The 1,076-nt window shown below is 54.6% G+C and carries 1 protein-coding gene; it reads right to left on the minus strand.

Going from position 1 to position 1,076, the window contains the following annotated elements; genetic code table 11:
* A partial coding sequence (gene tuf / locus OC71_RS24285) for an elongation factor Tu (RefSeq protein ID WP_041074172.1) occupies positions 1 to 1,076 on the minus strand: 1,076 nt, incomplete at both ends.

The raw sequence follows: 1,076 nt of genomic DNA on the forward strand, positions 1-1,076 counted from the left end.
CCATCTTCCATCGCGATGGTTTTGATCAGGGTAACAGTCATCTGAATGTTGTCACCTGGCATTACCATTTCAACGCCTTCTGGCAGCTCGCAGTTACCAGTCACGTCAGTAGTACGGAAGTAGAACTGTGGACGGTAGCCTTTGAAGAACGGAGTGTGACGACCGCCTTCTTCCTTGCTCAGAACGTAAACTTCTGCGGTGAACTTGGTGTGCGGCTTAACCGAACCTGGCTTGACCAGAACCTGACCACGCTCAACGTCGTCACGCTTGGTACCACGCAGCAGAACGCCGCAGTTCTCGCCAGCACGACCTTCGTCGAGCAGCTTGCGGAACATCTCAACACCGGTGCAGGTGGTGGTGGTGGTGTCACGCAGACCAACGATTTCCAGTGCATCTTGAACGCGAACGATACCGCGCTCGATACGACCAGTCACAACAGTACCGCGACCCGAGATCGAGAATACGTCTTCGATTGGCATCAGGAATGGCTTGTCGATCATACGAACTGGTTCTGGGATGTAGGTATCCAGAGTTTCAACCAGTTTACGAACGGCAGTGGTGCCCATTTCGTTGTCGTCTTTGCCTTCCAGCGCCATACGAGCGGAACCGATGATGATCGGAGTGTCGTCGCCTGGGAAGTCATAGGTGGACAGCAGGTCGCGAACTTCCATCTCAACCAGTTCCAGCAGCTCAGCGTCGTCTACCAGGTCAGCCTTGTTCAGGAAAACCACGATGTACGGAACGCCTACCTGACGGGACAGCAGGATGTGCTCACGGGTTTGTGGCATCGGACCATCAGCGGCCGAGCAAACCAGGATCGCGCCGTCCATCTGGGCAGCACCGGTGATCATGTTCTTCACGTAGTCAGCGTGACCTGGGCAGTCAACGTGAGCGTAGTGACGAATAGTCGAGTTGTACTCAACGTGAGCGGTGTTGATGGTGATACCGCGAGCTTTTTCTTCTGGAGCGCTGTCGATCTTGTCGAATTCAACTACGGCCGAACCGAAAACTTCGGAGCAGACGCGAGTCAGAGCAGCGGTCAGAGTGGTTTTACCGTGGTCAACGTGACCAATGGT

Origin of the sequence: Pseudomonas sp. W15Feb9B (assembly GCF_000828175.1) — a bacterium.
GTDB lineage: Bacteria > Pseudomonadota > Gammaproteobacteria > Pseudomonadales > Pseudomonadaceae > Aquipseudomonas > Aquipseudomonas parakoreensis.